This window comes from Streptomyces diastatochromogenes, assembly GCF_002242805.1.
Taxonomy (GTDB): Bacteria; Actinomycetota; Actinomycetes; order Streptomycetales; family Streptomycetaceae; genus Streptomyces; species Streptomyces diastatochromogenes.
This window is the reverse complement of record NZ_MCGQ01000015.1, coordinates 125,517-150,390: the sequence shown is the minus strand read 5'-3', so window position 1 is coordinate 150,390 and position 24,874 is coordinate 125,517. Positions and strand designations below refer to the sequence as shown.

26 protein-coding genes, 1 tRNA gene, 1 pseudogene and 1 riboswitch are annotated in these 24,874 nt (G+C 70.4%); of the genes and pseudogenes, 17 read left to right on the top strand and 11 right to left on the bottom strand.

Translation table 11 applies throughout. The features are described from left to right. Positions 1-100 precede the first annotated feature (100 nt). The 3 genes from BEK98_RS19315 (at position 101) to BEK98_RS19305 (ending at position 2,069) form a co-directional block, all read left to right on the top strand. Positions 101-1,429, top strand: a complete 1,329-nt coding sequence (locus BEK98_RS19315; RefSeq protein ID WP_094217823.1) for a S8 family serine peptidase — start codon at positions 101-103, stop codon at positions 1,427-1,429. Then, entirely contained in the window at positions 1,426-1,677 is a 252-nt protein-coding gene (locus BEK98_RS19310) for a hypothetical protein (protein ID WP_094217822.1), read from the top strand. Before BEK98_RS19315 ends, BEK98_RS19310 begins: the two co-directional genes overlap by 4 nt. A gap of 89 nt (positions 1,678-1,766) precedes the next feature. Then, positions 1,767-2,069: a hypothetical protein gene (locus tag BEK98_RS19305; RefSeq protein WP_094217821.1), complete on the top strand. Its 303-nt coding sequence runs from the start codon at positions 1,767-1,769 to the stop codon at positions 2,067-2,069. Between the two features lie 11 nt (positions 2,070-2,080). On the opposite strand, the gene BEK98_RS19300 is transcribed toward BEK98_RS19305, so the two are convergent. Further along, the gene (locus BEK98_RS19300) at positions 2,081-3,055 is read right to left on the bottom strand and encodes a GlxA family transcriptional regulator (protein ID WP_094217820.1); all 975 of its coding nucleotides are present in this window, start codon (positions 3,053-3,055) and stop codon (positions 2,081-2,083) included. Positions 3,056-3,207: 152 nt separating this feature from the next. Between BEK98_RS19300 and BEK98_RS19295 the strand changes: the two genes are divergently transcribed. Both BEK98_RS19295 and BEK98_RS19290 read left to right on the top strand, forming a co-directional pair. After that, positions 3,208-3,657, top strand: coding sequence for a hypothetical protein (locus BEK98_RS19295; protein WP_094217819.1), 450 nt, complete (start codon positions 3,208-3,210; stop codon positions 3,655-3,657). Positions 3,658-3,698: 41 nt separating this feature from the next. Further along, positions 3,699-5,168: an alginate lyase family protein gene (locus BEK98_RS19290; protein ID WP_094217863.1), complete on the top strand. Its 1,470-nt coding sequence runs from the start codon at positions 3,699-3,701 to the stop codon at positions 5,166-5,168. Positions 5,169-5,177: 9 nt separating this feature from the next. On the opposite strand, the gene BEK98_RS19285 is transcribed toward BEK98_RS19290, so the two are convergent. Next, positions 5,178-6,542, bottom strand: coding sequence for an SGNH/GDSL hydrolase family protein (locus tag BEK98_RS19285; protein WP_244201898.1), 1,365 nt, complete (start codon positions 6,540-6,542; stop codon positions 5,178-5,180). A 196-nt stretch (positions 6,543-6,738) separates the two neighbouring features. Here BEK98_RS19285 and BEK98_RS19280 point away from each other — a divergent pair, with 196 nt between their 5' ends. Both BEK98_RS19280 and rdgB read left to right on the top strand, forming a co-directional pair. Then, positions 6,739-8,052, top strand: a complete 1,314-nt coding sequence (locus tag BEK98_RS19280; RefSeq protein ID WP_244201897.1) for a DUF445 domain-containing protein — start codon at positions 6,739-6,741, stop codon at positions 8,050-8,052. 29 nt (positions 8,053-8,081) lie between these two features. Then, the gene (rdgB, locus tag BEK98_RS19275) at positions 8,082-8,684 is read left to right on the top strand and encodes an RdgB/HAM1 family non-canonical purine NTP pyrophosphatase (protein ID WP_094217816.1); all 603 of its coding nucleotides are present in this window, start codon (positions 8,082-8,084) and stop codon (positions 8,682-8,684) included. A gap of 51 nt (positions 8,685-8,735) precedes the next feature. Here the strand turns inward: rdgB and BEK98_RS19270 are convergent. The 3 genes and pseudogenes from BEK98_RS19270 to bcp form a co-directional block, all read right to left on the bottom strand. Further along, positions 8,736-8,819, bottom strand: a tRNA-Leu gene (locus BEK98_RS19270). After that, positions 8,819-8,917, bottom strand: a pseudogene (locus tag BEK98_RS50050) (HNH endonuclease); the annotation flags it as partial. The pseudogene BEK98_RS50050 and the gene BEK98_RS19270, both read right to left, overlap by 1 nt. A gap of 82 nt (positions 8,918-8,999) precedes the next feature. Then, positions 9,000-9,467 (bottom strand): thioredoxin-dependent thiol peroxidase, encoded by a 468-nt coding sequence (bcp, locus tag BEK98_RS19265; RefSeq protein ID WP_094217815.1) that lies wholly within the window; start codon positions 9,465-9,467, stop codon positions 9,000-9,002. Positions 9,468-9,559: 92 nt separating this feature from the next. On the opposite strand from bcp, the gene BEK98_RS19260 reads away from it, so the two are divergent. From BEK98_RS19260 to BEK98_RS19250, 3 genes are all read left to right on the top strand, one after another. After that, positions 9,560-9,889: a DUF3618 domain-containing protein gene (locus BEK98_RS19260; protein ID WP_094217814.1), complete on the top strand. Its 330-nt coding sequence runs from the start codon at positions 9,560-9,562 to the stop codon at positions 9,887-9,889. Between the two features lie 122 nt (positions 9,890-10,011). After that, positions 10,012-10,314, top strand: a complete 303-nt coding sequence (locus BEK98_RS19255; RefSeq protein ID WP_373560395.1) for a GroES family chaperonin — start codon at positions 10,012-10,014, stop codon at positions 10,312-10,314. A gap of 48 nt (positions 10,315-10,362) precedes the next feature. Next, positions 10,363-10,433, top strand: a riboswitch (guanidine-III (ykkC-III) riboswitch). Positions 10,434-10,471: 38 nt separating this feature from the next. Further along, the gene (locus BEK98_RS19250) at positions 10,472-10,792 is read left to right on the top strand and encodes a DMT family transporter (protein ID WP_094217862.1); all 321 of its coding nucleotides are present in this window, start codon (positions 10,472-10,474) and stop codon (positions 10,790-10,792) included. A gap of 16 nt (positions 10,793-10,808) precedes the next feature. Here the strand turns inward: BEK98_RS19250 and BEK98_RS19245 are convergent, their stop codons facing one another. Continuing rightward, positions 10,809-13,616 carry a transglycosylase domain-containing protein gene (locus tag BEK98_RS19245; protein ID WP_094217812.1) on the bottom strand — a complete coding sequence of 936 codons (2,808 nt, stop codon included), beginning with the start codon at positions 13,614-13,616 and terminating at the stop codon, positions 10,809-10,811. A 1,019-nt stretch (positions 13,617-14,635) separates the two neighbouring features. Between BEK98_RS19245 and BEK98_RS19235 the strand changes: the two genes are divergently transcribed. From BEK98_RS19235 to BEK98_RS19220, 4 genes are all read left to right on the top strand, one after another. Beyond that, positions 14,636-15,436 carry an ABC transporter permease gene (locus BEK98_RS19235; RefSeq protein WP_094217810.1) on the top strand — a complete coding sequence of 267 codons (801 nt, stop codon included), beginning with the start codon at positions 14,636-14,638 and terminating at the stop codon, positions 15,434-15,436. A gap of 49 nt (positions 15,437-15,485) precedes the next feature. After that, a complete protein-coding gene (locus BEK98_RS19230; RefSeq protein ID WP_094217861.1) occupies positions 15,486-16,250 on the top strand; it encodes an ABC transporter permease in 765 nt (254 codons plus the stop codon). Positions 16,251-16,254: 4 nt separating this feature from the next. Further along, positions 16,255-17,223, top strand: a complete 969-nt coding sequence (locus BEK98_RS19225; RefSeq protein WP_094217809.1) for an ABC transporter ATP-binding protein — start codon at positions 16,255-16,257, stop codon at positions 17,221-17,223. 242 nt (positions 17,224-17,465) lie between these two features. Further along, complete coding sequence (locus BEK98_RS19220; RefSeq protein WP_094217808.1) at positions 17,466-18,164, top strand: DUF1707 SHOCT-like domain-containing protein; 699 nt, start codon at positions 17,466-17,468, stop codon at positions 18,162-18,164. Between the two features lie 124 nt (positions 18,165-18,288). Here BEK98_RS19220 and BEK98_RS19215 read toward each other — a convergent pair whose 3' ends face one another. From BEK98_RS19215 to BEK98_RS19205, 3 genes are all read right to left on the bottom strand, one after another. Then, positions 18,289-18,690, bottom strand: a complete 402-nt coding sequence (locus tag BEK98_RS19215) for a hypothetical protein (RefSeq protein ID WP_094217807.1) — start codon at positions 18,688-18,690, stop codon at positions 18,289-18,291. Positions 18,691-18,816: 126 nt separating this feature from the next. Then, positions 18,817-19,554 carry a ribonuclease PH gene (gene rph, locus BEK98_RS19210; RefSeq protein WP_094217806.1) on the bottom strand — a complete coding sequence of 246 codons (738 nt, stop codon included), beginning with the start codon at positions 19,552-19,554 and terminating at the stop codon, positions 18,817-18,819. 77 nt (positions 19,555-19,631) lie between these two features. After that, positions 19,632-19,865 carry a PTS sugar transporter subunit IIB gene (locus BEK98_RS19205; RefSeq protein WP_094217805.1) on the bottom strand — a complete coding sequence of 78 codons (234 nt, stop codon included), beginning with the start codon at positions 19,863-19,865 and terminating at the stop codon, positions 19,632-19,634. A gap of 186 nt (positions 19,866-20,051) precedes the next feature. Here BEK98_RS19205 and BEK98_RS19200 point away from each other — a divergent pair, with 186 nt between their 5' ends. Then, entirely contained in the window at positions 20,052-21,341 is a 1,290-nt protein-coding gene (locus BEK98_RS19200) for a PTS transporter subunit EIIC (protein WP_094217804.1), read from the top strand. A 92-nt stretch (positions 21,342-21,433) separates the two neighbouring features. Further along, complete coding sequence (locus BEK98_RS19195) at positions 21,434-22,741, top strand: PTS transporter subunit EIIC (RefSeq protein WP_094217803.1); 1,308 nt, start codon at positions 21,434-21,436, stop codon at positions 22,739-22,741. 75 nt (positions 22,742-22,816) lie between these two features. Here BEK98_RS19195 and BEK98_RS19190 read toward each other — a convergent pair whose 3' ends face one another. Beyond that, entirely contained in the window at positions 22,817-23,569 is a 753-nt protein-coding gene (locus tag BEK98_RS19190; protein WP_094217802.1) for an MBL fold metallo-hydrolase, read from the bottom strand. Between the two features lie 240 nt (positions 23,570-23,809). Here BEK98_RS19190 and BEK98_RS19185 point away from each other — a divergent pair, with 240 nt between their 5' ends. Then, positions 23,810-24,322, top strand: a complete 513-nt coding sequence (locus tag BEK98_RS19185; protein WP_094217801.1) for a type II toxin-antitoxin system PemK/MazF family toxin — start codon at positions 23,810-23,812, stop codon at positions 24,320-24,322. Here the strand turns inward: BEK98_RS19185 and BEK98_RS19180 are convergent. Beyond that, positions 24,319-24,795: a hypothetical protein gene (locus BEK98_RS19180; protein WP_094217800.1), complete on the bottom strand. Its 477-nt coding sequence runs from the start codon at positions 24,793-24,795 to the stop codon at positions 24,319-24,321. The genes BEK98_RS19185 and BEK98_RS19180 overlap by 4 nt on opposite strands. Positions 24,796-24,874 lie beyond the last annotated feature (79 nt).

Here is a 24,874-nt window from a genome sequence, read left to right as displayed (position 1 = left end):
TGAGCCTGACCGGGGGTCGGCGCATGCCCGCGTTCTGAACATGCACAGCGACAGCGCCACGTGCACAGCGACAGCGCGTGGCGCGGGAGCGGAGAAGGCAATGGCGAACGACATCGGCAGGCGCTTCGGCGGTGAGCCGCCCGAGCGGATGGGTGCCTCGGCAGAGCGGGGCGCGGAATACACCGGACGGTACGTCGTCCTGCTGGACCAGGCGGACCCGGAGCGCGGACTGAACGCGCTGCGTTCCACCGCCGGTGTCGCGGCCGTGGAACGGGTCAGAGGGGCCGAGCCCGAGAGCGCGGCCGAGATGCTCGCACGGCCGGGCACCTCGGTGCTGTTCGACGAGCTGGCCGTCGCGGTGGTCGACGCGCAGCCGGATCAGCGGCACGCGCTGGTGACCACGGCCGAGGCGGAGCCCACGATCATCGCGGCCGAGCCGGAGCGCGTCGTGTACGCCACGGTGATCACCGAGGCCCGGCAGGCGGTGACCGGGTTCTTCCCGGCCTACCGCAGCGACGAGCGAGAGCTGCAGCGGTTCACGCAGACCCAGGTCGCCTCGCAGCTGGGCCCGTCCTGGGACGAGACGACCACGACGTGGGGCCTCCAGGCCATCCGCGCGAACCTGTCCGGGCAGACCGGGCGGGGGGTGAAGGTCGCCGTTCTGGACACCGGTGTGGACACCGACCATCCGGATCTGACCCGGAGCCTGGAGGAGACCGCCTCCTTCGTGCTCGGTCAGACCGTGGAGGACGGCAAGGGGCACGGCACGCACTGCATCGGGACCGTGGCCGGTCCGGCCAGGCCCGCGCAGGGTCCCCGCTACGGCGTCGCCACCGAGGCCCGGGTGCTCGCGGGCAAGGTGCTCGACAACACCGGTACGGGCACCGACGGTCAGATCCTGGCGGGCATCGCCTGGGCGGTCTCGCACGGGGCGCGCGTGATCTCCATGTCGTTCGGTGCTCCGGTCGACCCGGGCGAACTTTTCCCGCAGACGTACGAGCAGGTGGCGCAACGCGCGCTCCAGAAGGGCACCCTGATGGTCGCCGCGGCCGGCAACGAGAGCCATCGGCCCGGTTTCGTCGCGGCTGTCGATCGCCCCGCCAACTGCCCGTCCATCCTCGCCGTGGCCGCGGTCGACAGGGCGATGGCGACCGCCTGGTTCTCCTGCGGTGCCATCAACGGCCAGGGCGGCGAGATCGACATCGCCGCGCCCGGCGTGGACGTGATCTCGGCCGTCCCGAACGGCGGGCTGGGCATCAAGTCCGGCACCAGCATGGCCACACCCCATGTCGCCGGCACCGCCGCCCTCATCGCCCAGGCGCACCCCGAGGCCTCGGCGACCGACCTGGGCAACCGGCTGCGGTCCGCGGCGTCTCCGCTGTCGCAGGGCGCCGACGAGGTCGGCGCGGGTCTGCTGCAGGCCCCGTGAACAACCCGTCGCCCGGTGCGGAACCGGTCGGGGTCATCCTCTCCGTCGACCCGGACCGGTTCTCGGACGTGGTGGAGGCCCTGCGGCGGACCGGGCTGACCGTCACCGGGGAGCAGCCGGTCCTCGGGACGCTCGCGGGCACGATCGCCGAGGACCGGATCCCGGAACTGTCGCGCGTCGACGGCGTCGAGTCCGTCGACCGCGAGCGTACGTACCGTCTGCCGCCGCCGGACTCGCCCGTCGAGTAGCGGACGGAAACTTGACAGGCCTCGACTCAGGTTCGGTTCGCCTGCCGACCGCGGCGCTAGCCTCAGGGCACAGACAAAAGGAGGCAGGCATGGCGAAGGTTCCCAGCTCGGTGATCGCCGCGACCGGGCTCGTCGGTGGTTACGGCGTCGCCCGCTGGACCAAGAAGCGGCAGCTCGGCGGGGCCGTGCTGGCCGTAGCCGGTGCCGCCGCCGCGCAGCAGTGGCGCAAGCAGGCGGGCGGGGCGGCCGCCGGTGCGCTGACCGCCGCGTACGTCGCCGCGTTCGCCGGGTCCCACCCGCTGGCGAAGAAGGTCGGCGCCTGGCCGTCGGTCTTCGGCGTCGCCGGCGCCGTGGCCCTGGCCTCCTGGGCCGTCGCCGACCGCCGGGGCTGACCGGCAGAGCCCTAAGACGCCCTTACGGCACCGTCCCCCTCCGACCGGAACGACCGCCGATACGCCTGCGGACTCGTCCCCACCACCCGGCGGAACCGTTCCCGGAAAGCCGTCGGGGAGCCGAAGCCCGCCTGGGCCGCGATCCGCTCCACCGGGTACGGCGTCGTCTCCAGCAGGTACTGCGCCCGCCGTACCCGCGCCCGGTGCAGCCACTGCAGCGGTGTCGTGCCGGTCTGCTCGCGGAAGCGGCGGTTGAGGGTACGGCTGCTCATGCGGGCCTGCGCCGCGATCTCGTCCAGGGTGAGGTCGCGGTCGCAGTTGTCCTCCAGCCAGGCCAGCACAGGCTCCAGCGTGGCACCGGCGGGCGCCGGCGGCAGGTCGTGGACGATGAACTGGGCCTGCCCGCCCTCCCGTTCCAGCGGCATCACGGACATCCGGGCCGCATGCGCGGCGACCGCCGAGCCGTGGTCCTTGCGGATCATGTGCAGGCACATGTCCATGGCCGCGGCCGCGCCCGCCGAAGTGAGGAACTGGCCGTTGTCGACGTAGAGGACGTTCGGGTCGACGGTGATCCCCGGGTACATCGAGGCCAGATCCGCAGCCGCCCTCCAGTGCGTCGTCGCCCGCCGGCCGTCCAGCAGGCCCGTCGCCGCGAACACGAACGCGCCCACGCAGATCGACGCGATGCGCGTCCCGTTCGCCGCCGCCGCGCACACCGCCTCCGCGACGCCCGGCGGCAGCGGCACGGTCGGGTCGGCGACACCCGGCAGCATGATCGTGTCCGCCTCGGCCAGCGCCTCCAGGCCGTACGGCGCCCGTACCGAGAAGACGCCCCCACCCGCGCTCACCTCCCCCGCCGGGGAGCAGACCCGCACCCGGTAGGCGGGCCTGCCGTCCGGCAGCCGGGCCCAGCCGAAGGTGTCGATCGGAACGGACAGGTCGAACGGGATCACCTGGTCCAGCGCCAGGACGGCCACGGTGTGCATGGCAGGAACCTAGCCCTACAACGGATTGCCGCCAACCCGGCCAGGAAGCCAAGCCTCCCTTGATACCCGTGAACAACGTACTGGCGAGAATCCGTCGTCCCCTGGCAATCCCGCCACTTCTCCGGGATCCCCCACTCCCCTAGCGTCCCCCCGTGACCAAGTTCCTCCTCGCCGTCCACGTCCTCGCCGCGATCGTCGCCATCGGGCCCGTCACCGTCGCCGCCAGCATGTTCCCGCCCGCCGCCCGCCGGGCCCTGGCCGCCCCGGACGACACCCGGGCCGCCGAGACGGTGCAACTGCTGCACCGGATCTGCAAGGTCTACGCCGTCGTCGGCGTCGTCGTCCCGGTTTTCGGGTTCGCCACCGCGAGCACCATGGGCGTGCTCGGCAGCGCCTGGCTGATCGTGTCCATCGCGCTCACGGCGCTGGCCGCCCTCGTGCTCGCCGCGCTGGTGCTGCCCGCCCAGACCGCGCTCATGGAGGGCGAGGGCACCCGCGAGAGGACCGTACAACTGGCCATGTTCACCGGGGTGTTCAACCTGCTGTGGGCGGCCGTGACGATCCTGATGATCATCCGGCCGGGGTCGACGACCGGAGCTTGAACTTTCTGTTATCGGCGGCCGTTCGCGTGCGTCTCCAGGGCATGCACGTGACATCTCAGACCCTCAGCCGCCGGAGTCTCGTCAAGGCCGCGGGCGTCGCGACCGCGGCAACGGCCCTCGTGACGGCGCCGGCCGCCACGACGCCGGCCGCCGCCGACACCGCCTTCGCGCACCCCGGTCTGCTGCACACCCGTACCGACCTCGCCCGTATGGCGGCCAAGGTGAACGCGGGCGCCGCGCCCTGGACCGCCGGGTACGCGAAGCTCACCGCCAACCGGCACGCGCAGAGCGACTGGAAGGCCAACCCGCAGACGACCGTGTACCGGGGCGACGGCAGCCCGCAGAACTACGGGATCCTCTACAACGACATCCACGCCGCCTACCAGAACGCCCTGCGCCACCACGTCAGCGGGGAGCAGCAGCACGCCGACACGGCGGTGGCGATCCTCAACGCCTGGTCGCGCACGCTCACCTCCCTCGCCGGGTCCGCCGACCGGTTCCTCGCGGCCGGCCTGTATGGCTACCAGTTCGCCAACGCCGCCGAACTCGTCCGCGACCACCCCGACTTCGACCTGCCCGCCGCCAGAAAGGTCCTCCTGAACGTCTTCTCCCCGCTGAGCGAGTCCTTCCTCACCCGGCACAACGACGCCGTCATCACCAACTACTGGCCCAACTGGGACCTGTGCGCCCTCGCCTGCGTCCTGGCCACCGGCATCTTCTGCGACGACCGCGGCCGCGTCGAGAAGGCCGTCGAGTACTTCAAGCACGGCGCCGGCCTCGGCTCCGTCCGGCACGCCATCCCGGTCGTCCACCCCGACGGGCTCGCCGAATGGCTGGAGGCCGGCCGCGACCAGGGCCACGCCCTGCTCGGCGTGGGACTCATGGGCACCATCTGCGAGATGGCCTGGAACCAGGGCATCGACCTCTACGGCCACGACGACAGCCGCTTCCTCAAGGGCGCCCAGTACGTGGCCAAATGGAGCCTCGGGGAGTCCGTGCCGTACACGCCCAACACACGGAAGAAGGGTGCGATCAACGGCTGGTCCGGGAGTGAGACGGCCACCGCCGCCGCTGCCGTCGACCCGGCCATGACCCGGCCGATCTGGGCGATGATCGCCAACCACTACACCAAGCGCCGCGGCCTGTCCGCCACCTACCTCACCCGGATCGCCGCCAAGGCCGCACCCGAGGGCGGCGGCGGGGACTACGGCCCCAACAGCGGCGGCTTCGACCAACTCGGCTTCGGGACACTCACCTTCACCCGCGACCGCAGCCCTCGCCCCCAGACCCCGCCCTCCCCCAGCGCCACCGCCGCAGGCGCCGGCCCGACCGCCGCGGGCTCCGACCCCCGCCCGCAGACCCAGTCCACCGGCAAGCCCGACCACGACCTCGCCGCGACCGGCACCGCCGACATCCTCGGCTGGCTGGGCGCCGCGAGCGTCACCGCCATGGCCGGCGGGCTGCTGCTGCTCCGGCGGCGGGACAAGGCCGCCCGGAACTCGGCACAGTGACGCCGGCCCCTACAGCTCCGCCTGCCCCGCCCCCTTGAGCGCGTTCAGGTCGAAGGCCTCGCCCATCTCGTCAAAGCCCAGGTCGCTGGGGTGCAGATGGTCACCGGAGTCGTACTCGGGGCGCAGGCGGCGGGGATCGTAGGGGTCCCGGAGCGACTTGTCGAAGTCGACGACGGCGTCGTACACCCGGCCCGCCCGGATCTCGGCGTTCACCTGCTGGCGCACCCGCTCCCGGGCCGGGGTCCAGCCCTGGTGGCCCTCGAAGGGCATGAGGGTGGCACCGACCACCTTCAGACCGCGGGCGTGAGCCTGACGGACCAGGGTGCACAGACCGTCGGCGATCCGGTCCGGGTCGGCGAGGTGCGGGTTGCGCAGGATGTCGTTGATGCCGAGGTCGATGACGACGACCTTGACGTTGGTCCGGGAGAGCACGTCCCGGCCGAAGCGTCCCAGGCCGCTCTGGTTCTCCGCCGGGCGGCCCAGGCCGTCGGCGAGAACCTGGTTGCCGCTGATGCCCTCGTTGACGACGCCGTAGCGGGGCAGCGCCTCGCCACTCTCGACGGCCGTGCGCAGGCGGCCCGCCAGGACGTCGGTCCAGCGGTGGTTGGCGCCGACGGTGGAGGTTATGCCGTCGGTTATGGAGTCACCGAACACGACGACCGTGCCGGTGGCCTCGTTGCTCAGGACGTCCAGGGCCGTCAGATAGCGCCAGTACGGGGTCTGTTCGGTGTACGGGGTGCCGGTCGCGTCCTCCGTGCGGTCGCCCTGGGCCACGTACGACACCTGCCGCGCGTGCGGGTGGTACGTCACCGGGCCGGACGGGGTGGGCGAGTACGTGGTGACCAGGACGTCCGTGCCGTGCGGGATGGTCAGGCGCACGGCGTCGCTCAGCACCTGGCCGCCCGGCGGTATGACGACACTGGTACCGCCGTTGAAGGTGAGGTGCCGCATCGTTTCCGCGTCGGCCGCGGCGGTGCCGTCACCCGCCGAGAGGGCGAGGGAGGCGTGCGTGATGGTCAGCGGGGACTGGCCGTACAGATTGGACAGCGTGATCCGGGCACTCGTCCCGCCCGTGCTCGCGTGCACCACGTTCCGCACCGAGCGGCCGGCCAGACCCTCCGTCTCCGTGCCCGGCTCGCCGCCCATGGGCGCCGTGGACCAGGCACCGACCCAGGTGCCGGTCGAGGCGGGAGCGACGGAGGAGTCGTGGTGCGGGCGGCCGCCGGCGAAGGCGCCGCGGGAGGTGCCGTCGTCGGCCCCCACGGTGACGTAGATGGCGGCGCACACGGCCACGACCAGCGCGACGAGCGCACTGAGTACGACACGGTGCTTCGCGGGGGACACCCCCGCACCCCCGTTACGACGCTTGGTCACGCTGGTGTTGTTCTCCCCGGGAAATGGGAGCCCGAGGCTCCGTTCTGAAGAGCCCATGATCGCCCATGGGCCCGGGAGAGCTGTCAGGGCCCTGCCCAAAACCCCCGTCCACACAGACGCCGGGAACTCCTGTTCCGTTCCGGGAGTCGGTCAGGAAGGGACAATTGTGTGCGGGATCACCGAACGGGTGGAGCAGATGGAACGTACGGACACGGAAACACCGAGCCGGACCACGTCGTACCGGACCATGACCGCCTTCACCCCGGCCGACGAGGAGCGCCGGCGCGGGGTACGGCGCATGAAACTGACGGCGACCGGACTACTGCTGTTCGTGGCGGTCGTCTACGTCCTCGCCACCTGGGCCTCACACCAGGGCGCCGGACCCTGGGCGGGCTACGTGGCCGCCGCAGCCGAAGCCGGCATGGTCGGCGCCCTGGCCGACTGGTTCGCCGTCACCGCCCTCTTCCGGCACCCACTCGGCCTGCCCATCCCCCACACCGCGATCATCCCGACCAAGAAGGACCAGCTCGGCGTCTCGCTCGGCGAGTTCGTCGGCGAGAACTTCCTCTCCGAGGACGTCGTACGACAACGCCTGCGCGCCGTCGGCATCGGCAGCCGGCTCGGCGCCTGGCTCGCCGAACCCGACCACGCCGACCGGGTCACCGCGGAACTGGCCACCGCACTCAGAGGCGCCCTCACCGTGCTCCGCGACTCCGACGTGCAGGCCGTCGTCGGAGAGGCCATCACCCGGCGCGCCGACGCCCAGGAGATCGCACCCGGCATCGGCAAGATGCTGGAGAAGATCGTGGCCGACGGCGGCCACAAACGAGTCGTCGACCTCGTCGTCACCCGCGCCCACGACTGGCTGGTCCTCCACCGCGACGACGTGATGGTCGCCGTGGAGGGCGGCGCCCCCGGCTGGACCCCGCGATTCGTGGACCGCAAGGTCGGCGAACGCGTCTACAAGGAGCTGCTGCGCTTCGCCACCGAGATGCGCGACATGCCCTCCCACCCCGCACGCGGCGCCCTCGACCGCTTCCTCACCGACTTCGCCTCCGACCTCCAGTCCGACACGGACACCCGCGCACGCGTCGAACGGCTCAAGGGCGAGGTACTGGGCCGCGGCGAGGTGCAGGACCTGATCGCCTCCGCCTGGACAGCCGTACGCTCCATGATCGTCGCGGCGGCCGAGGACGAACGCAGCGAGCTGCGACTGCGGGTACGGGCCGCCCTGCTGTCCCTGGGCTCCCGGATGGCCGCCGAACCCAAGGTGCAGGAGAAGGTCGACAGCTGGGTCGAGGGCGTGGCCGTGCACATCGTCACCACCTACCGCAAGGAGATCACCTCCCTGATCACCGACACCGTGGCCGGCTGGGACGCCGACCACACCACCCGCAAGATCGAGGCCCACATCGGCCGCGACCTGCAGTTCATCCGCATCAACGGCACGGTGGTGGGCTCACTGGCAGGCCTGCTCATCTACGTCATCTCACGGGGGGTCGGAGCCTGACCCCCGACCTCCCAGGAATACTGACCCCCATGACCCGCCTGATCCTCGCCACCCGCAACGCCGGAAAGATCACCGAGCTGAGGGCTATCCTCGCCGCGGCCGGACTCCCCCACGAACTCGTCGGCGCGGACGCCTACCCCGACATCCCCGACGTCAAGGAAACCGGCGTCACCTTCGCCGAGAACGCCCTCCTCAAGGCCCACGCCCTGGCCCAGGCCACCGGCCTGCCCGCCGTCGCCGACGACTCCGGCCTCTGCGTCGACGTCCTGAACGGCGCCCCCGGCATCTTCTCCGCCCGCTGGGCAGGCCACCACGGCGACGACAGGGCCAACCTGGAGCTGCTGCTGGCTCAGCTGGCGGACATCGCGGAGGAACACCGGGGGGCGCACTTCGCGTGTGCGGCGGCGCTGGCGTTGCCGGACGGGAGGGAGCAGGTGGTCGAGGGGCAGCTGCGGGGGGTCCTGCGGCACGCCCCGTCGGGGACCAACGGCTTCGGCTACGACCCGATCCTGCAGCCCGACGACGAGACGCGGACTTGCGCTGAACTGAGTCCGGAGGAGAAGAACGCCATTAGCCATCGGGGAAAGGCGTTTCGGGCTTTGGTGCCGGTTGTGCGGGAGCTGTTGGGCTGAGGGCGCAAAAACGGCCTGCGAGTCACGCCTTCGATTCGCAGGCCGTTCATGTGCGGCGGAAGGGATTCGAACCCTCAAGCCCGATCAAGGGCCACAGATCCTAAGTCTGCTGCGTCGCCATTGCGCCACCGCCGCTAGCCGCCTGCCATCGTACCGGGAGTCGCCGGCCGCCTTCTGCCTCCCCGGCACCAGGTGCTGGTGATCGCGTGGCAGTTCGGACACAGCAACCGCACAGTCACGCACGGAATGAAAAACGGCCCGCGCCGGGTCACCCCGGTTCGAGCCGTTGAGCAGGAGAAACGTGACGTCTGGGACTCAGACCCCCAGGTCCTTGATGATCTTGGCCACGTGGCCCGTTGCGCGGACGTTGTACAGGGCGCGTTCGACCTTGCCCTGTTCGTCGACGATCACCGTGGAGCGGATGACGCCCATGTACGTCTTGCCGTAGTTCATCTTCTCGCCGAAGGCGCCGTAGGCGTCGAGGACCTTCTTGTCGGGGTCGGCGAGGAGGGTGATCTTCAGGGACTCCTTCTCGCGGAACTTGGCCAGCTTCTCCGGCTTGTCGGGGGAGATGCCGATGACGTCGTAGCCGGCGCCGGCCAGGAGGGAGAGGTTGTCCGTGAAGTCGCAGGCCTGCTTGGTGCAGCCGGGGGTGAGGGCCGCGGGGTAGAAGTAGACGATGACCTTGCGGCCCTTGTGGTCCGACAAGGACACCTCGTTGCCGTCGGCGTCGGGGAGGGTGAAGGCGGGGGCCACGTCCCCGGGCTGGAGTCGCTCGCTCATCGGTCCAGCGTAACGGGGGGCGTTGCGGCACGGTGGACGCTGGAGCTGACAGACTGTCCGGAACAGCATCAGGAGACTTCGGAGGCCGTACGGTGGCGGACACGTCGGACACCAGAACCCCGGCGCAGATCGAGGCGGACATCAAGCGCCGTCGCGAAGTGCTGGCCGAGACGCTCGACGAGATCGGGGTGCGGGTGCATCCGCAGACGATCGTCGCGGATGCCAAGGCCAAGGTCGTCGCCAATATCGATCACACGGTGGGGCGGGCTTACGTCCAGGTCAACCGGGTGGTGAGTGAGGTGCGGGCGCAGTTCGTGGATGAGGAGGGCGCGCCCAGGCTGGAGCGGGTCGTGCCGGTCGCGCTGGCCGTGGTGGGGGTCGTGGGCCTGCTCGCGCTGGGGTCGCGGCGGCGTAAGGGCTGACCGGGGCGGAGACGAGCGGTGGCCCGGGGTCGTGCGGGCCGGTCCGAGGCAGGTAGGTTCGAGGCGTGAGCGCCAACAGAAACGAGCACAGCAACCCTCAGCACGACAAGCTGCCCATCCGGATGCTGCACGACCGGGTTCTCGTGCGGCAGGACGCCGGTGAGGGCGAGCGGCGGTCGGGCGGCGGCATCCTGATTCCCGCGACCGCGGCGGTCGGGCGGCGGCTGGCCTGGGCCGAGGTCGTCGCGGTGGGGCAGAACGTACGGACCGTGGAGCCGGGTGACCGGGTGCTGTACGACCCGGAGGACCGGGCCGAGGTCGAGGTGCGGGGCGTGGCGTACGTGCTCATGCGGGAGCGGGATCTGCACGCGGTGGCCGCCGACCGCTTCGAGGGCGGCGAGGATTCCACCGGCCTGTACCTCTGATTCACAAGCTGTAAGGGGCTGGTGACTGTTGTCACCAGCCCCTTTTGTCGTTCCCTTGCTATGTTCGAAGGAGCCCGACGAGACGCGCCGTACCGGGATGCAGGCAAAGACGACGCACCTGAGAAGAGTCGTTCTGTTTGTCTCGGAGGTGTTCGTCGTGGCTTGGGTGCTGCTTGTCGTGGCCGGTCTGCTGGAGGTCGGCTGGTCGATCGGGATGAAGTACACCGACGGGTTCACGCGGGTCGTGCCCAGTGTGTTCACCGGTGCCGGGATCGTGGCCAGCATGGTGCTGCTGTCGTATGCCGCCAAGTCGCTGCCCATCGGTACCGCCTACGGCGTGTGGGTGGGGATCGGGGCGGCCGGGGCGGCGGTGCTCGGCATGGTGGTGCTGGGTGAGCCGGTCACCGCCGCCCGGATCTTCTTCGTCTGTCTGCTGCTGGTCGCCGTGGTGGGGCTGAAGGCGACCAGCGGTCACTGACGGTCGAAGCCGGTCACTACGGTTGGCCTGCTGTGGCGCCGCCGTCCGTGGTGCCGACGTCGGTGCCGCCGCCTGTGGTGGTGCCTCCCCCGGTGGTTCCGCCGGGGGTGCCGCCTCCGGTTGTCGTACCGCCTCCTGTTGTCCCTCCGGTCGTGTCGCCGCCCGTGGTGGTGCCGCCGCCATCGGTGGTGGTCGTACCGCCGTCCGTCGTCGTGCCACCGCCGGTGGTGCCGCCGTCGGTGGGGGTTCCGGTGGTGGTGCCGTCGGTCGGGGTGCCGGTCGGGCCGCCATTGTCCTGGCCGCCGTCGGTGGTGGCGCCCCCGCCGGTGTCCTGACCGCCGGGGGTCGTGGCGCCGTCGGTCGGGGCCTGCGTGCCGGGGGCCTGGACGTCGGCACCCTGCTGCAGCTGGAGGTCGAAGTCGCTGACCGGCTTGCCCTTGAGGGCGTCCTTGGTGAACTGGGCCCAGATCTGGGTGGGCGCGCCGCCGCCGTTGATGCGCGGGAGGCCCAGCGCGCCGTACAGCGGCTTGTGGGCGGCGGTGACCGGGTCCTGGCCCATGACGGAGACGACGGTGGCGAGGTCGGGGGTGTAGCCCGCGAACCAGGCGGCGGTGTCCTCCTCGGCGGTGCCGGTCTTGCCGGCGGCGGGGCGGCCGGCGGCCTGGGCGGCGGTGGCGGTGCCGGTCTGGACCACGCTCTGCAGGATGGAGGTGGTGGTGTCGGCGGCCTCGCGGCTGACGGCCTGCTTGACGGGCGCGTCGGGCAGCTTGATCTCCTGGGTGCTGTCCTTGGTGATCTTCTCGATCATCGTGTACGTGCCGTGCTTGCCGTGGTTGGCGAGGGTCGCGTACGCCTCCGCCATGTCCAGGACGCTGGCGGTGGCGGTGCCGAGGGCGATGGACGGGTAGGGCTGGAGGTCCTTGGTCTCGGCGGGGATGCCGAGGTCCACGGCGGTCTGCTTGACCTTGGAGGGGCCGACGTCGACGGCCATCTGCGCGTACACGGAGTTCACCGACAGGTCGGTGGCCTTGCGGACGGTGATGTCGCCGTAGGACTTGGAGTCCTCGTTCTCCGGGGCGTAGGCGCCGCCGCTCCAGCCCTGGACGGGCCGCTTGTTGGTGCCGTCGTAGTAGGTGTTCGGGCTGATGGTCTGGCCGTCCTGGGTGGTCGAGCCGTTCTGGACCGCGGAGGTGAACACGAACGGCTTGAAGGTGGAGCCGACCTGGAAGTCACCGCGGGTGGCGCCGTTGGTGTACTGCTTCACGTAGTCGATGCCGCCGTACATGGCGACGACCTTGCCGGTCTTGGGGTCGACGGAGGCGCCGCCGGCCCGGACGGACTTGTCGACCTTGTTGTTCTTGTCCAGCTTGGACATCAGCTGGTCGTCGACGGCCTTGACGAAGGCGTCCTGCTTGTCCTTCTGGATGGTGGTGGTGATGCGGTAGCCACCGATCTCCAGCTGGTCCTTGGTGAGGATGTTGTTCTCGGAGAGGTAGTCCTTGACCGCGTTGACGAGGTAGCCGCGCTGGCCGGAGAGGCCGGTGGAGATGGTCTGCTCCTTCGGCATGGGGAACTTCATGCCGGCGCGCTCGGACTGGCTGAGCCAGCCCTTCTTGACCATGCCGTCCAGGACGTAGTTCCAGCGGGCGAGGGCGGCGGACTTGTTCTCGGGGTGGGCTACGACGTCGTACTCGCTCGGTGCGTTGACGAGGGCGGCGAGGTAGGCGGCGCGGGCCGGGTCGAGGGCGGCGGCGTCGCGGCCGTAGTAGGCCTGGGCGGCGGCCTGGATGCCGTAGGCGTTGCGGCCGAAGTAGCTGGTGTTGAGGTAGCCCTCGAGGATCTGGTCCTTGGACTTGGTGCGGTCCAGCTTGATCGAGATGAAGAACTCCTTGGCCTTACGGGTGACCGTCTGTTCCTGGGCCAGGTAGTAGTTCTTCACGTACTGCTGGGTGATCGTCGAGCCGGACTGCTTGCCCTTGCCGAGGGCCGTGTTCCAGCCGGCGCGGAGCATGGCCTTGGGGTCGACGGCGGACTCGGTGTAGAAGTCTCGGTCCTCGGCGGCCAGGATGGCGTGCTGGGCGTCCTTGGAGATCTGGGCGAGGGTGACGTTCTCGCGGTTGATCTGGCCGTCGCGGGCGAGCTGGGAGCCGTCGGCGTAGAGGTAGACGTTGCTCTGCTTGGTGGCGAGGGCGTTGGCGGGCGGGATCTTCACGAGGGAGTACCCGAGGAAGAACAGCCCGATGACCAGCAGGACACCGATCACGAAGGTGCCGAGCACCATGCGCCAGGTGGGGATGAGCCGACGCCAGCCGGTGCGCTTGGGGCGCTTGGGCTTTTTGCCCTTGCCGCCGCCGGGGCCACCGGGGCCGCCGCTGTCTGCGAGGGGGGTGGGGGGCTCGTCGGAAGTCCGGGGGGTGGAGGGCGTGGAAGTGGTGCGGGTGGTGCGGGTGGTGGCAGCACCGGCCGCGGCCGCTGCGCCGGCCGGAGACTTCGGGGCGGCAGCGGCGGAGGCCCCGGCCATGGCGGCACCGCTCGCGGCGGCGGCCTGAGCAGCGGGGCTCGCCTTGCCGGGGCGGCTCGGCTGGGTCGGCTCGGCCTGTCGAGGGGCCTTGACCCGGCGGAGGACCTGAGTGGTCTCGGCGGGTGCCGGGGGCTCGCCGGAGGCCTGGGAGGCGGCGGCAGCCTTACCGGTGTCGGCCGCCGGGTTCCCTTCCTGGGGTGCCCGGGGTGCCTTGATACGCCGGAGGACCTGGGTGCTCTCGGCTGCGGGCTGCTCGGAGTCGCGGCCGGACTGGTGAGGCACTCCGGCCCGCTGGGACGTCATGGCCGAGTCGGCCCGTTTCTGGGACTCGCCGGACTGCGCAGAGGAGGCCTGGGACTGCCCGGGGACACGGGAGCCCACGGACGCCTGGCCCGCCTGGGGCTTGTCGAACGGACGGGGCCCGGCAGAGCCCTGGGGCTTCTCGGCGCCCTGGGCATTCCCGGATGCCTGGGGCTTCTCAGCGCTCTGGGCGTTCCCGGATGCCTGGGACCTGTCGGATGCCTGGGGCTTCTCGGGCTGACGGGACTCGGCAGAACCCTGAGCCCCCGCAGACGACTGGGACTGCTGGAACCGCTGAGGCCTTTGGCCCCCCTCGGCCCCCGAACCCCCTTCGATCCCCCGGCCCTCCGTGCCGGTCCTCCCCGCACGGCTCGCCTGGGCAGCCAGAGCCGCCCGACGCGCCCGCGCGGCCTGGTCAGCACCGGCACCCGGAACCGACTGGCCCCCGGACGTCCGATCTCCCTGGTCCGCCGCGCTCTGGGCACCCGAAGCAGCCGAAGCATCCCGGTCCCGCCCCGGCCGGTCCTCACCCGCACCGACCTGATCCCGGCCCGAAGCAGCCCGAGCCGACCCGGCAGCCGAACCCGGGCGGCCCTGGTCCTGCCCCGGACCGTGCTGGTCTCGGCCCTCGCTCTGACCAGCCCGGGCTCGGTCCTGGGCCTCTCGGCTCCCGGAGCTGGCGCTGTCGGGTGTGCTCGGAGTCCGCTCCTGGCGGCTGCGGGTGGTGGTCCCCGGGTCTCCCGGCCCTTCAGCCGGCAGCGGTTCCTCTGGTGCCCCGCCCTCGGTGTGCTGCTGCGGCTGCGGCTCGTCGCTCATCTCGTGCACGGACTCCTGTTTCGCGTCGTACGTTTCCCGTACGCCTCGTACGCCTTCTGCGGCCCCCAGTTTGAAGACTCTCGCACCTGGCGTTCCGTTCCCGGATTCCGGCACGCTTCCGGGGCGGAAAATGCGTGGCCGGTCGCCGGGCCTCCGGACTAGGCTCCTGCGCTTCGGTGTCGAGCGGTCCAGGGAGGTCGACTGTTGTGGGCGCGGGACGGTTGTACGCGGCCGTCGCAGCGGGGGGATTCAGACGGTACGCGACGTATCGGGCGGCCACTGCGGCAGGGGTATTCACGAACACGGCCTTCGGGCTGATTCTCGTGTACACCTATCGCGCGCTGTGGGACGAGAAACCGCACCTCGGAGGATATGACCAGGCGCAGGCCGTGACGTATGTATGGCTGGGGCAGGCGCTTCTGTCAACGCTCGCGATCGGGGGCGGAGGCGTCGAGGACGAGTTGATGGAACGCATCCGTACGGGGGATGTCGCGATCGACCTGTACCGGCCCGTGGATCTGCAGATGTGGTGGCTCGCCGCCGATCTCGGCCGGGCGTTCTTCCAGCTGCTGGGCCGGGGACTGGTCCCGTTCGCCTTCGGTGCGCTGTTCTTTCCGGCGTATCTGCCCACGGACGCCGGCACCTGGGTCGCCCTCCTGGTCGCCCTGCTGCTGGCGATGCTGGTCGGTTTCGGCATCCGCTACCTGGTGGCGCTGAGCGCGTTCTGGCTGCTGGACGGCACGGGGGTGTCGCAAATGGCGTGGCTGCTCGGGTACTTCTGCTCGGGGATGCTGCTGCCGCTGAACGTCTTCCCGGGGGCGCTCGGGGAGGTCGTACGGGCTCTGCCGTGGTCGTCGCTGCTGCAGGCGCCGGCGGATGTTCTGCTGGGGCACGCGGATCCGCTGCGGACGTATCTGTTCCAGGGTGCGTGGGCGGCGGTGCTGCTGGGTGCGGGCCGGCTGCTGCAGTCGGTCGCGACGCGGCGGGTGGTGGTCCAGGGTGGGTGAGGGCGGCCGGGTACGTGAGGGCGCGCGGGCCTATCTGCTGATCGCGGGGATGTGGATGCGGTCCACGATGGCCTACCGCTTCTCCTTTGCGATGACCACCTTCGGGAACTTCACAGCGACGTTCTTCGACTTCGTCGCGATCATGCTGATGTTCTCGCGGGTGGACGCGTTGGGTGGTTACGCGCTTCCCGAAGTGGCGTTCCTGTACGGGCTGTCCGCCGTGTCGTTCGGGCTGGCCGACCTGGTGATCGGCTCGATGGAGCGGCTGGGCCGGCGGGTGCGGGACGGCACGCTGGACACGCTGCTGGTGCGGCCGGCGCCGGTGCTGGCGCAGGTGGCGGCCGACCGGTTCGCGCTGAGGCGGATGGGCCGGGTGGTGCAGGGGGCGCTGGTGCTGGGCTGGTCGCTGACCCGGGTCGACATCGACTGGACGGTGGGGAAGCTGCTGCTGATGCCGGTGATCCTGGTGAGCGGCTTCGGGATCTTCTGCTCGGTGTTCGTGGCGGGGGCGGCGTTCCAGTTTGTGGCGCAGGACGCCTCCGAGGTGCAGAACGCCTTCACCTACGGCGGGACGACGCTGTTGCAGTACCCGCCGACGGTGTTCGCGAAGGAGCTGGTGCGCGGGGTGACGTTCGTGCTGCCGCTGGCCTTCGTCAACTGGCTGCCCGCCACCTATGTGCTGGGGCGGCCGTATCCGCTGAGCCTGCCGGAGTGGGTGGCGTTCGCGCCTCCGCTGGTGGCGGCGGGCTGCTGTGCGCTGGCCGGGCTGGCGTGGCGGACGGGGCTTCGTTCGTATCGGAGTACAGGGAGCTAGCGCAGTGCAGGACAGTGACTTCATCACACTGGAGAAGGTCGAAAAGGTCTTCGAGGTGCGCAAGAAGGCCGGGTTTCTGAAGCGGGAGCGGCGGCAGGTGCGGGCGGTGGACTCGATCTCGTTCACCGTGGCGCGCGGGGAGATGGTCGGGTACATCGGGCCGAACGGCGCCGGGAAGTCGACCACGATCAAGATGCTGACCGGCATTCTGATGCCGAGCGCGGGCCGGCTGCGGGTGGCGGGGATCGATCCCTCGCGGGAGCGGACGCGGCTGGCGCACCGGATCGGGGTGGTGTTCGGGCAGCGGACGACGCTGTGGTGGGACCTGCCGCTGATCGACTCCTACCGGCTGGCGCACCGCATGTACCGCATCCCGGACGCCCGTTACCGGGAGAACCTGGACCGGTGTGTGGAACTGCTGGAGCTGGGCGCCCTGTTGGACGTGCCGGTACGGCAGCTCTCGCTGGGGCAGCGGATGCGCGGGGACATCGCGGCGGCCCTGCTGCACGATCCGGAGGTGCTGTACCTGGACGAGCCGACGATCGGTCTGGATGTCGTGTCCAAGGCCAAGGTGCGGGGGTTCCTGAAGGAGTTGAACACCGAGCGCGGGACGACGGTGCTGCTGACGACGCACGACCTGCAGGACATCGAGCAGTTGTGCTCGCGGGTGATGGTGATCGACCACGGGCGGCTGATGTACGACGGTCCGCTCGCCGGGCTGCACGAGGCCGGGGAGGGCGAGCGGACGCTGGTGGTGGACCTGGAGCGGGAGCTGCCGCCGATCGAGGTGCCGCCGTGCCGGGTGGTGCGGGTGGAGGGGCCGCGGCAGTGGCTGGCGTTCCCGGCGGGGCAGTCGGCGGCGCCGCTGGTGGCGGCCATAGCGGCCGCGTATCCACTGGTGGATCTGTCGGTGCGGGAGCCTGACATCGAGGCGGTCATCGCGAAGATGTACGCCGAGAAGGCCGTCTCGTAGGCGCACCAGCTGGATTAGCGTTCCGTAGCGATCCTGTGGCAGGCTGTCACATACACGCCCGGCGCCCAGGCGACGTCGGGCACCCTCCTCGGCGAGGTCGCGAGACCTCACCGACCAGCGTCCGGAGGGACGTGCCACGAGGGCCGACGGCTCCCGCCGTTCAGCACCAGGGCACGAAGGCGATCGGCTCACATCCCTGAGCAACACTGGGGATCACTAAGCCAATCTGAGACGCTGCTGCCATGACCGAAGACGCAGCCCCAGACCTCCGCGCATCCGACGCCGACCGTGAGCGGGTCGCCGAGGTCCTGCGGGACGCCCTCGCCGAGGGGCGCCTGGACATGGAGGAGTTCGAGGAGCGGCTGGAGGCGACGTACCAGGCGCGTACGTACGCCGAGTTGACGCCGATCACCCGTGATCTGCCGGCGGGCGGAGCCGTGGCGCCGGCTCCGGTCTCCTTCACCAAGGAGCCGGTGGAGAGCGGGAGTTGGGCGGGCCGGATCGTCGGGGGCGAGGGGTCGTCCACGGGGGCGGTCGCCGTCATGTCGGGCTTTCAGCGCAAGGGGCGCTGGACGGTGCCGAGGAAGTTCACCGCCTTCGCCTTCTGGGGCGGCGGCGAGATCGATCTGCGGGAGGCGGACTTCGCGAGCAACGAGGTCCACATCAACTGTGTGGCGATCATGGGCGGTATGCAGGTGATCGTGCCGCCGGGCGTCGACGTCGTCGTCCGCGGGATCGGCGTCATGGGCGGCTTCGAGCACCCCAGGGACGACGGACCGACCGAGCTGGGCGCGCCACGGGTGGTCATCGGCGGCTTCGCCTTCTGGGGCGGGGTCGGTGTGGAGCGCAAGGTGACCCGGGCCGAGCAGAAGCGACTGAAGGAACAGCGGCGTCAGGAGCGGCTGGAGCGCAAGGAGCGGCGCAGGCTGGAGGGGTCCTGAGATCCCCGGGTGGGCGCTGACGTCCCTGGGGCTCCGCCCCGGACCCCGTCCTGTGCCCACCCTCCCCCACGCTCGGCTGCGCTCGCGCGGGGGACCCCCATCCCTTCTCGGTCGGCCGAGAAGGCTACGACGTGCAGACCTTCGTCAGTTCGCCCGCCGCGTCCGTGACCGGGCTGACGTCCGGTGTGTTGTCGCCGTTCTTGATGGCCGTGCGGACGTTCTGCACGGCCTTGTTGAGGTTGTCGACCGCCTTGTTGACGTCGGCGTTGTCGGTCTTGTCGCCGATCTTGTCGAGGTTCTTGTCGATGCGGGCGAGGGACTGGTCGAGCTGCGTCGGGTCGTTCGAGGCGTTCTCCACGGCCTGCTGGAGGTCGGTGACGCTGTCGGCGATGGAGTCGGCGGTCTGGACGCAGTCCAGGGCCTTGTTCACGGCGTCGCAGCCGGTGGTGAGGCCGGCGGTGAGCGCGGCGGTCGCTATGACGGCGGCGACGGCGGTGAGACGGCCTCGGCGTCGGCTGGCGGCCATGGTGGTGTTCCCTCCCCTGACTACAAGTGGCCGGGCGCACGGAGGTGGGCCGTGCGCCCGTACCCATACGGACGCTGGGGAGCGGGCGGGGGTTGCCCTTCCGTCCCCCCGGGTTTGGCGCGCCCTTTACTTTTCGAGCGTGGCGGCCAGCGCGGCCTTCTGGATCGCGGTCAGCTCGGTGCAGCCGGTGACGGCGAGGTCGAGCAGGGCGTTCAGTTCCTCGCGGGCGAAGGGCTCGGCCTCGGCGGTGCCCTGGACCTCGACGAAGCGGCCGTCGCCGGTGCAGACGACGTTCATGTCGGTCTCGGCGCGGACGTCCTCCTCGTAGCAGAGGTCGAGGAGGGGCACGCCGCCGACGATGCCGACCGAGACCGCGGACACCGTGCCGGTCAGCGGCTGGCGGCCGCCCCGGATCAGCTTCTTGCCTTGGGCCCAGGAGATGGCGTCGGCGAGGGCGACGTAGGCGCCGGTGATGGCCGCCGTACGCGTGCCGCCGTCGGCCTGGAGGACGTCGCAGTCGAGGACGATGGTGTTCTCGCCGAGCGCCTTGTAGTCGATGACGGCGCGCAGGGAGCGGCCGATGAGCCGGGAGATCTCGTGGGTACGGCCGCCGATCTTGCCCTTGACGGACTCGCGGTCGCCGCGGGTGTTGGTGGCGCGGGGCAGCATGGCGTACTCCGCGGTGACCCAGCCCTCGCCGCTGCCCTTGCGCCAGCGCGGGACGCCTTCGGTGACCGAGGCGGTGCAGAAGACCTTGGTGTCGCCGAAGGAGACGAGGACGGAGCCCTCGGCGTGCTTGCTCCAGCCGCGTTGGATGGTGACCGGGCGGAGCTGTTCAGGAGTGCGGCCGTCGATTCGAGACATGGCCACGAGCCTATCCGGAGTGACGGAAGGGGCTCCCCCCTAGGTGGGAAGAGCCCCTTACCGGTGAACCCGAGGGTTCACATCATGTCTTCGATCTCCGCGGCGATCGGGTCGGCGTCGGTGCCGATGACGACCTGGATGGCGGTGCCCATCTTGACGACGCCGTGGGCGCCGGCGGCCTTCAGGGCGGCCTCGTTGACCAGCGAGGGGTCGGAGACCTCGGTGCGCAGCCGGGTGATGCAGCCCTCGATCTCCTCGATGTTGTCGATGCCGCCGAGGCCGGCGACGATCTTCTCAGCCTTGCTGGCCATGTTCCTTCTCCCTGATCCGAACCGCTTTGTCGCAGTAACCCACAGTTGGCCCATCTTCGCGAGCGGTCATGCCGTGCGTGCCCAATGATGGCGATCACGACAGCGGAACCGTCCGCCAACTGGTCTACACCACCGGGGGTACGGTCGCCAAACCGCGTACCGGCCGAGCGGCCCGGGAGGACGTCCATGAGCGCCGACAGCACGGTCAGCCCCGCGCGCGCCCGCTGGAACACCCTCTTCCAGGGCCTGCAGAAGATGGGCCGCAGCCTGCAGCTGCCGATCGCGGTGCTGCCGGCGGCGGGCATCCTGAACCGGCTTGGCCAGCCGGACGTGTTCGGGGCCGACGGCCTGGGCTGGACGGACGTCTCGAAGGTGATGAAGGGGGCGGGCGGGGCGCTGCTCGACGGCTCGATCGGCCTTCCGCTGCTGTTCTGCGTGGGTGTCGCGATCGGCATGGCCCGCAAGTCGGACGGCTCGACGGCCCTCGCGGCGGTGGCGGGCTTCCTCGTCTACTACGGCGTGCTGCACCAGTTCCCGCAGCAGTGCCCGGCCGGCTCGAAGACGATCCCGGACATCGGCTGCCAGGTCCAGGAGGGGTCGGTCACCTCGTTCACGTTCCAGAACCCGGGTGTCTTCGGCGGCATCGTCATGGGTCTGCTGGCCGCGTTCTTCTGGGCCCGCTTCCACCGCACCAAGCTGGTGGACTGGCTGGGCTTCTTCAACGGCCGCCGACTGGTCCCGATCATCATGTCGTTCGTCGCCATCGTCTTCGCGGCGGTGTGCCTGTGGATCTGGCCGCCGGTCGGCGACGCCCTGGAGAGTTTCAGCCACTGGCTGCGGGACGCGGGGTCCTGGGGCGCGGGCATCTTCGGCGTCGCCAACCGGGCTCTGCTCGTCATCGGCCTGCACCAGTTCCTGAACGTGCCCATCTGGTTCCAGTTCGGCAGCTACACGACGCCCGAGGGCAAGGTGGTGCACGGCGACATCAACATGTTCCTGGCGGGCGACCCGAACGCGGGCCAGTTCACCACGGGGTTCTTCCCGATCATGATGTTCGCGCTGCCCGCGGCCGCGCTGGCGATGACCCACTGCGCGCGGCCGAACCGCCGCAAGGAGGTGGGCGGTCTGATGCTGTCGGTGGCGCTGACCTCGTTCGTCACCGGCATCACCGAGCCGATCGAGTACTCGTTCCTGTTCATCGCGCCCCTGCTGTACGCGGTCCACGCGGTGCTCACCGGGGTGTCGATGGCGGTGACCTGGGCGCTCGGGGTGCACGACGGCTTCAGCTTCTCGGCCGGACTCATCGACTACGTCATCAACTGGAACCTGGCCACCAAGCCCTGGCTGATCATCCCGATCGGCCTGTGTTTCGCGGCGGTCTACTACGTGATCTTCCGGTTCGCCATCACGAAGTTCGACCTCAGGACGCCCGGGCGCGAGCCCGAGGAGGAGGTCGAGGACGTCACCAAACTGTGAGCGGATTCGTGGGTTCCTTATCCCGCCTTCATCGTGCTACAACAGGTCTACACCACTGAGTGGTGTAGACCACCACCCGATGGAGGAAGTCTATGAGCACCGCCACCGCGCCCACGGCGGCCCCCACGAAGAAGTGGGGATCAGGTCTGTTCCAGGGCCTGCAGAAGGTAGGACGCAGCCTTCAGCTCCCGATCGCCGTGCTGCCGGCGGCGGGGCTCCTGATGCGCCTCGGGCAGCCCGATGTGCGGGACAAGCTGCACCTCCCGGCCGATGTCGCGAAGGTCTTCGCCGGGGCCGGCGGTGTTCTCTTCGACAGCTCCTTCGGACTGCCCCTGCTGTTCTGCATAGGCGTGGCCATCGGCTTCGCGAAGAAGGCCGACGGCTCGACGGCGCTCGCCGCCGTGGTCAGCTTCCTCACCTACTACGCGGTGATCCACCAGTTCCCGATCAAGGACGGCCACGAGGGCGCGACCTACACGCCCGTCGCCCCCTTCGGCGGCTTCTGGCAGAAGGGCCACGAGGCCGCCACGGCCGCGACCTTCCAGAACCCGGGTGTGCTCGGCGGCATCATCCTCGGTCTGCTGACCGCCGTACTGTGGCAGCGCTACCACCGCAAGAAGCTCGTGGACTGGCTCGGCTTCTTCAACGGCCGCCGTCTGGTGCCGATCATCATGTCCGTCGTCGGCGCCGCCCTCGGTGTCCTGGTGGTCCTCGGCTGGCAGCCCATCGGTGACGTGATCACCAACTTCGGTGAGTGGATGACCGGCCTCGGCTCCTTCGGCGCGGCGCTCTTCGGTCTGATCAACCGCGCGCTGATCCCGATCGGCATGCACCAGTTCGTCAACTCCGTGGCCTGGTTCCAGATCGGCGACTACACCAACTCCGCCGGCACCGTCTTCCACGGCGACCTGCCGCGCTTCTTCGCCGGTGACCCGCACGCCGGTATGTTCATGACCGGCTTCTTCCCGATCATGATGTTCGGTCTGCCGGCCGCCGCCCTGGCCATCGCGCACACCGCCCGGCCCGAGCGCCGCCAGGCCGTGATGGGCATGATGATGTCGCTGGCGCTGACCTCGTTCGTCACCGGTGTGACCGAGCCGATCGAGTTCTCGTTCATGTTCATCGCGCCGATCCTGTACGCCATCCACGCCGTGCTGACCGCGCTGTCCATGGCCGTCACCTGGGCGCTGGGCATGCACATGGGCTTCAGCTTCTCGGCCGGCCTCACCGACGTGTTCATCAACTGGGGCATCTCCACCAAGCCCTGGCTGCTGATCCCCGTCGGCCTGGCCTTCGGCGCGATCTACTACGTCGTCTTCCGTTTCGCCATCGTCAAGTTCAACCTCCCCACCCCGGGCCGCGAGCCCGAGGAGGAGATCGAGGACCTCACCAAGGCGTGAGCCCGTCCCCCACGGCATGACCAGGCCCCCGGAGCCAGCGCGGCTCCGGGGGCCTTCTCGTGTCTGCGGGCGGGGTCAGATCTCGTACGTGACCCGCGGCGCGGCCAGCTCCACCGGCCCCGCGAAGACCTCGCGCGCGTCCGCGAGGTTGACCTGCGGGTCGGTCCACGGCGGGATGTGGGTGAGGACCAGGCGCCGCACGCCCGCGCGGGCCGCCGTCTCACCCGCCTCACGGCCGTTGAGGTGCAGGTCGGGGATGTTCTCCTTGCCGTGCGTGAACGCGGCCTCGCACAGGAACAGGTCGGTGTCCCGGGCCAGCTCGTCCAGCGCCTCGCTGACGCCCGTGTCGCCGGAGTACGTCAGGGACTTTCCGCCGTGCTCGACGCGGATGGCGTACGCCTCCACGGGGTGGCGGACCCGCTCGGTGTGCACGGTGAACGGGCCGATCTCGAACGTGGACGGCTTGACCGTGTGGAAGTCGAAGACCTCGCTCATGGAGGACGCGGAGGGGGTGTCGGCGTACGCCGTGGTCAAACGGTGTTCGGTGCCCTCGGGGCCGTAGACCGGGATCGGGTCGCAGCGGCCGCCGTCGTGGCGGTAGTAGCGCGCGACGAAGTACCCGAGCATGTCGATGCAGTGATCGGCGTGCAGATGACTGAGGAAGATCGCGTCGAGGTCGTAAAGACCGCAGTGGCGCTGCAGCTCGCCGAGGGCGCCATTGCCCATGTCGAGAAGCAGCCGGAAGCCGTCGGCCTCTACGAGGTAGCTCGAACAGGCCGATTCCGCGGACGGGAACGACCCCGAGCAGCCGACGACGGTGAGCTTCATGAAGCAGAAACCTCCGTTGGCGGAAAACCGATGGACGGGAAGCGGGAGAGGGGTCGGGAAGGGGGCATACGGGGGTCGTGCGGTTTGTCGAGCGTAAGGCGCAAAAGGGCGGGTCGCTCCTCCGCCAGGGGCCGTTGTGGGCGAACTCACCTGTGGTGTCACCGGTTCGGCTGGACCGGGGGCGCATGCAGCTCACAGGAGGGCGCGCGCCGCTGCTCGCACGCCGGTAACGTCGTCCGTATGGACACGTCATGGTGGCTGGCGCTCGCGGCGGTGGTACTGCTCGCGCTGGTCGCCACGCTCGTCGACGGCTGGGGCCGGGGCCGCCGGCCCGGCGGGCGCCGGCTGCGACCGCCCGGGCGCCCCGGCGGCCGGGCCCGGGTGACGACGCGTCCGCACCCCGGGGACATCTGGTGGGCGAACGTGCCCTACGAGGACCGCGCAGAGACCAAAGGGGCCGCGCGCAGCGCGTCGGATAGGGCGGCGGCGGGCGACGGGAGGGCGAAAGACCGGCCCTGTCTGGTGCTGGCCGTGCGCGGCAACCGGGCCACGGTCGCGAAGATCACCAGCAAGTACCACGACGAGCGCGCCGGGGTGATTCCGCTGCCGCCCGGCGCGGTCGGCGACGCCCACGGCCGGCCCAGCTTCCTGCAGACCGACGAGCTGCGTGAGGTCCCGGTGTGGGACTTCCGGCGCCGGGTGGGCGTGGTGGACCCGGTCCTGTGGGACCAGGTCAGACACCTCGCCCCCTAAGGCACCGTCACGGTGACCTTCCACTCCTCGATGCCCTTGCAGGAGACCTGGCCGGGGGCCGTGGGTTCGGCGCACAGGGGGCGGGAGGACGTCAGCTCGGTCTTGCCGGCCGCCACCGCCTGGTAGGCGGCGCTCGCGTCGCCCGGCTGCAGGACGAAGCCCGCGTTGATCGCCTTCAGGGCCGTGCCGCTCGCGGCGACCGGCTTCCAGGGTCGGCTCTTGGTCCCGTCGAGGGTGAGCCGCAGCTCGCCGCCCTTGGCCAGGCAGACGGTACGGCCGTTGTCGGCGGCGGTCAGCTCCACGTGGGTGACACAGCCGCTGCCGGACGACGGGGCGGATGCCGACGGTGACACCTTGCCGTTGTCCCCGGAGCCGGAGCCGGTGCCGTTGCCGTTGTCCCCGCCGCTCTGGGAGCCGCAGCCCGCGAGGAGCAGCGCTGCCGCCGCGAAAGCGATGGGCGTCGTACGGCGCATGGGTGTCCGCCTTTCTGCCGTGGCCGTCTGCCGGCCTCCTGGTGCAGATGAGACGTACCACCGGCACGGACGGATCCCG